Origin of the sequence: Porphyrobacter sp. TH134 (assembly GCF_002855495.1) — a bacterium.
GTDB lineage: Bacteria > Pseudomonadota > Alphaproteobacteria > Sphingomonadales > Sphingomonadaceae > Erythrobacter.
In genome coordinates, this window is the sequence record NZ_PKRO01000069.1 from 1 (window position 1) to 5326 (window position 5326).

The 5326-nt window shown below is 60.2% G+C and carries 3 protein-coding genes; 1 reads left to right on the forward strand and 2 read right to left on the reverse strand.

Translation table 11 applies throughout. The features are described 5' to 3' along the window. Positions 1–121: 121 nt before the first annotated feature. Positions 122–502, forward strand: a complete 381-nt coding sequence (locus C0V72_RS15610; RefSeq protein ID WP_267893449.1) for a Tn3 family transposase — start codon at positions 122–124, stop codon at positions 500–502. Positions 503–1253: 751 nt separating this feature from the next. Here C0V72_RS15610 and C0V72_RS15615 read toward each other — a convergent pair. Together C0V72_RS15615 and C0V72_RS16685 are read right to left on the reverse strand one after the other, a co-directional pair. Then, positions 1254–2975 (reverse strand): ShlB/FhaC/HecB family hemolysin secretion/activation protein, encoded by a 1722-nt coding sequence (locus tag C0V72_RS15615; RefSeq protein ID WP_101795058.1) that lies wholly within the window; start codon positions 2973–2975, stop codon positions 1254–1256. Continuing rightward, positions 2972–5314 (reverse strand): MBG domain-containing protein, encoded by a 2343-nt coding sequence (locus tag C0V72_RS16685; protein WP_143704636.1) that lies wholly within the window; start codon positions 5312–5314, stop codon positions 2972–2974. The genes C0V72_RS15615 and C0V72_RS16685 overlap by 4 nt, the downstream gene beginning before the upstream one ends. Positions 5315–5326 lie beyond the last annotated feature (12 nt).

The window sequence follows — 5326 nt, forward strand, 5'->3', positions numbered from 1 at the left end:
GGCCGGCTTCTGATCCCTTGCATCAAAAGACACCCCCCTGTCCTCACTCGATGTCCCAGAAAAATCAAACTGGCCCGGCTTTCGCAACAGGTCTATTGACGGACACGACCTTTGCGACTATCTGTCCAACGAGGAGTTCCGGCGCATGATCCATGCCCTGCTCGCCCAGGGCGAAGCCGTCCACACCTTGCAGCGTGCTATCCATGACGGCCCCATTACCGCCGCCCACGGCCGCTCATCCGAGGAGCTCGTCGCAATCTCCGGCGCTCTCACCCTGATCGCCAATCTGGTTATATTCTGGAACGCCCGCAACATCGACGCTATCGTTGGCGAAGCCCCCGATCAGTTCGATCAGACCCATCTCGCCCGCATCGCTCCGATCGCACACGCCCACATCAACATGCGTGGCATCTTGCGTTTCAACATCCACCCTCACCGCGATGCGCTCCTCGATCATGGCTCAAAAAGCGCTCCCAGAACCCAAGATGGCAGTCAAAGCTGAAAATAACAGCATACCCTGCAATATCAGACAGTTAGATCAACGACATGCCACTTTACGCAGGCATTTCAATATCTTGCTTATCGTCACTTTCTGCACCAAAATGCCGTGGACCCCGCGATACCCCCCGTGAGTCAGATTCCACAGGCTTTGGTATTACGCCGCAGAACAGCCTCGCCCCGCGCATTGACACCGTGAACCTGGAAAACAGACTTTGCCAAATCCAGTCCAACAACCGACACTTGCTCCATCGTCACTCTCATCTCCGACTCATCCGCAGAAATTACCCTGCGGGGTGGAGAGCCGTCCACGACATCAATAGCCGACATTGGCACGTCAGGCGTATGATCCTGTCGTTCGCGATCTGTTCGGCTTAGCGTTGTTTATCTCACAATGGTCGCGTTGCCCTCTAATACAGCCTGTCTCGTGGTCTCAAGACGCGGGAAGGAAACTTGGGAAGCCTTCCGCCAACGCGGTGGACGATACCCCGAGGATCTCACCGATATCTGAACTGCGCCACCATCACGGACCCGACCCCGGGGGCTTACGGTGTCATTTCGCCCTCAGCCGGAACCGACCCCTTTGACAACCTGCCGCTTCCAGTGGCAGCATGAATTCAGCAACCGATATGGGCCGTCTCTCCGGTCGGGCTACGCCCTCCCTGCAAGACAGCCCATATCGGAAAAGCAACGAAAGCGGCAGACAATCCACTTATCTTTTGCCGATCGCTGTTCAAACAAACTGAGCCACCTCACTACCATCGGAGAGCGACTTGAAATGTCACCCAGTCTCCGCGCCCATTGAAATCATCGCTCCTTGTATGGCTGTATTCGGCTTGTGCAGTAAGTATGAAAGGTCCGACAGGCACTTGCGAGTTAAGCCCAAAGCCGAACGCCTGGGTTTCTGCGTCCGGGAGCTCAAACGGGGTCGGGCGTTCGAGCCAGGTTCGTGCGGCTGCAGCAAAGCCGTAGGGAACCAGTTGCATTCTCAAGATAGTGATCGGGGCCTCAGCCTGAAGGCGTGCCGCAATGGCGGAATCGCCGAGAAGAATTCCGCTTGGAGGACCCGAAATAAGGTCGGGGGTCGCTACGCTGATCTGCTCGGATCGCAGCAAGGCATCGCCGAAGCCGGTGCCGCCAGAGACGAGTAACCTTCCCACGATCGGGCTCTTGGGATGGTCTGCTTCGACAAGCAGGCTCCCGGCAAGCTTGTTAAAGACTGCATCGGCACCGATCCGGGATAAGGGTTCGAAAATACTGGCATCGCTAGCACGACGTGCATCGAGGATATCAAGGCCGCGCGAATATTCGATTTCAGCCGATGCAAAGAACCCTTTGCGTGACTGCATGAAGCCATTGAACCCGATCCGGCCAACTCTGGTCTCATCTCGTGATAGCGGGACAGGAAAGCCGAGCAGCAAGGAAGCCTGAGTTTCCTTGTTCACATCAAAGCTACCGAAAGCGACAAGGCGGCTTCGGAGGCTTCTAGTCAGTGGATAGGAGACGCGGCCACCAAGGTGCTCGAATTCGGAAGCGAGTGCGAGAAATGCGGCCGCTCCGCCCGGACGCGCGGTACTGATTGCGGCATCAGCTCCGATGATGAGGCCATCGCTACCCACGGGCAGATCAACGAAAATGCCGCCATAGCGACGCAAAGCGGAGGGGCTGAATGACGGATCATCGAGTGCGGTTGAAAGAGTAACGCCAATCCGCTCACCGAGGCCAAGCGTGCTGTTGAACGCCGTTGACAAGGTTGCCTGTTCACGGCCGAGCTCCGGGGCCAATCGATTGTCGAACGACAGGACCGCTTGCACGGGACGATAGTCGCCGCTCACAATGAGAATTGTCTCGCCGGTCTGCTTGCCGGGTGAGAGTGCGGAAGAAAGTGACACACCGGACACGTCCCCGGCCAGCAACACTGCGCGTTCCAGATCTCTGGCGGTCAGGTTTTGCTCGCCGACCAAAGGAGCCAGATAGCGGGCAACGACAGGACTGACTTTGGGGTTGAGTGCTTGGGTCTCGACAGCGCCGATATAGCCTGAGACGACCTGAAGCCTGACCTGCGCTTTCTGTCGATCCAGATCCTGTGTCGGAACAAATACCCGCACAAGCGGATAGCCTGCAGCAAGATAGGCCTGCTGAACGGATGCTGCGACAACATATAGATCCGCCAGAGTTACCTCGGTGCCTTGCTGGGGCAGCAGGGCTTGTGTCTGGGTAGCTACCGGATCAAACCCACCATCCAGAGTGACCTGGCCGATGACAAGCAGCACCTGCTCTGCTCCCTGCGGGGCCGAGAGCGTACCACCGATCGTAAGGTCGATTTCGGCATCATCAGCTCCGCGCTCGATCTCGACACCCGGCGGGGTCTGACTTTGCGCCGGGACAGTCTGGGCAGATCCGAGGTGTCCCATCGATGCGCAGGACGCAAGCAAGGCAATTCGCACGCCAGTGAGGATCAGTGCAGGAAGTTTCATTCCTTAGACTCCAGTTGCGACGCACAGCCGTCGAGAGCGATTTGGCAGGTCGTGATTGCAGAGTTCAGCTCGCCCGTCATCAAAGGCGAGTCGAGATCTCGATCAGCAGCCCCAGAGCCCAAAAGCGCCTCGAAAGTCTGAAGTGCATTTTCGAGAACGCTTGTGCTGAGCTCAGGCGGGGTCGTGCTGGAGGTCGCGACAGGGTCAATTGTGAAAATGCCCGGGAAGAACTCAATAATGTAATTGGGATCTCCCAAGGTGCCTTGCCGGATGGTGTAAACCCCGACAGCCTCGCCCGTGTCGCGGACCAGCAAGCCGGAAAGTAGATCCCCGTTTACGAGCCCTGCACCGCCGACACGGAAGGTCAGAAGAGGATCTGCTTCACCAAACAGCTTGGAAATATCATCCGCCGTCACCGTGATCGGACGCGCCGTCACCGTGAGATCCGCGCCCGTATAGCTGAGGTCGTAGTTCGCGCTCGCGGCGAGCGTGCCTTGCGTGATCGCGTAGGTGCCGACGTTGCTGGTCGCATTGGCGGCAGTGGCCAGCGCGCCGCTCAGGGTGTCACCATTCACCAGGCCCTGGCCGCCGACGGTGAACGTCAGCGCGGGGTTGGCGTTGCCATAGATCCGCGAGAGCGCATCGGCGGTCACCGTGATCGGACGCGCCGTCACCGTGAGATCCGCGCCCGTATAGCTGAGGTCGTAGTTCGCGCTCGCGGCGAGCGTGCCTTGCGTGATCGCGTAGGTGCCGACGTTGCTGGTCGCATTGGCGGCAGTGGCCAGCGCGCCGCTCAGGGTGTCACCATTCACCAGGCCCTGGCCGCCGACGGTGAACGTCAGCGCGGGGTTGGCGTTGCCATAGATCCGCGAGAGCGCATCGGCGGTCACCGTGATCGGACGCGCCGTCACCGTGAGAGTGCCGTTCGTGAAGCTGAACTGATAGCCCTCGGCGGACGCCAGCGATCCCAGTGCAGCGGCAATGGCATAGTCGCCGACGTTGCTCGTGGCCCCGGCCAACGTGTTCAGCGTGGGCGCGCCCGTCAACGAGCCGGCTGCCGTATCACCGTCGATGAAGCCAGTAACGCCAAAAGTCAGGGTCGGGTTTGCATTTCCGTAATTGCGCGAGAGGCTGTTCGCCGTCACTGTGAGAACCGGCGCGATCCGGTAGGCAAAGAAGCTGCTTCCCGGATTGAGCGCCGCGAATGCGGTTGCGTTGGCGACGTTGTAGCGCTTCAGATAGCCGGTCACGCCCTCCAGCGTCGTGGCCGGCGCATCGGAGAACACTGCATAGGTGCCTCCGCCTGTCAGGACGAGCGCACCCGTACCGGCACTGTTGGTGAAGGTTCCGGTCTCGGCGCGGATGTCGATCGCCCGGCCGACGCCAGAGGCGGTCAGCATGGCGCCGGAGCTCAGGATGATATCGCTGCCAGCGGTCGGACCGGCATTGGTCACATTGATGGTGCCGGCCGTGATGCTTGTCAGCGTGATATCACCACTTGTCTGCCTGGTTAGCCCGGCTCCGTTAGCGAGCGCAATCGAGACCGTCCCGGCCCCGGCATTGATCGAGGTGTCGGGCGCCATTGTAATCCGGGCATCGCCGGCAAGCCGAAAGATATTGACCGTGGCCAGATCCGAGCCGCCGCTGTTTGCGATCAGGGTCAGATTGGCGTCGTCGGTTGTAATCGAGGCGTTGAGCAGGATCGACCGCCCGGCGCGCAGGCTCAGCGCACCGCCCGCGCCCGACGGATTATTGACGACTAGATTGCTATCCAGCGTAATGTCATTCGAGGCTTCGAAGCTGATCGACTGGCCAGTCGAAAGCGCAGCCTGCAGCGCGGCCACCGAAACGTTGCTGGTGCCTGCCGCATTGTCGGCGAACAGCAGATTGCCGATGGCGTTGCCAGACCCTGCCCTGCGAAGCGCCGCTACTCTGTCCGTGTCCCTCGAACCAAGCACCAGGGACGAGGCGTCGGCATTGTAAGCGACCGCGTCACCAATCCTGGTAAGTGCTCCGCCAGTCGTGTCAAAATCTCCTTCCCCCGTGTAACCGCGCCCGATCGTGCCCGCGAGCGCCCCGCCACCAAAGCTGGTATCGGCAAAGGTGAACAGCCGCACCGAGCCGGAATTACTAGAGCCACTGCCGACGCCGTCATCGCCGCTCGCCCCGACCGCCAGGCGATCCCCTGCCGCATTGAGCGCGACCGAACTGCCGAAAGCGTCGCTTGATTCAAGCGCGATGCCGAGGTCGATATTGCCCCCGAGCGTGTAACCGCGCCCAATCGTGCCCGCGAGCGCCCCGCCACCAAAACTGGTATCGGCAAAGGTGAACAGCCGCACCGAGCCGGAATG

Coding starts and splice junctions, on each gene's coding strand:
- C0V72_RS15615 (WP_101795058.1), bottom strand. CDS start 2,975: ATGAAACTTCCTGCACTGATCCTCACTGGCGTGCGAATTGCCTTGCTT.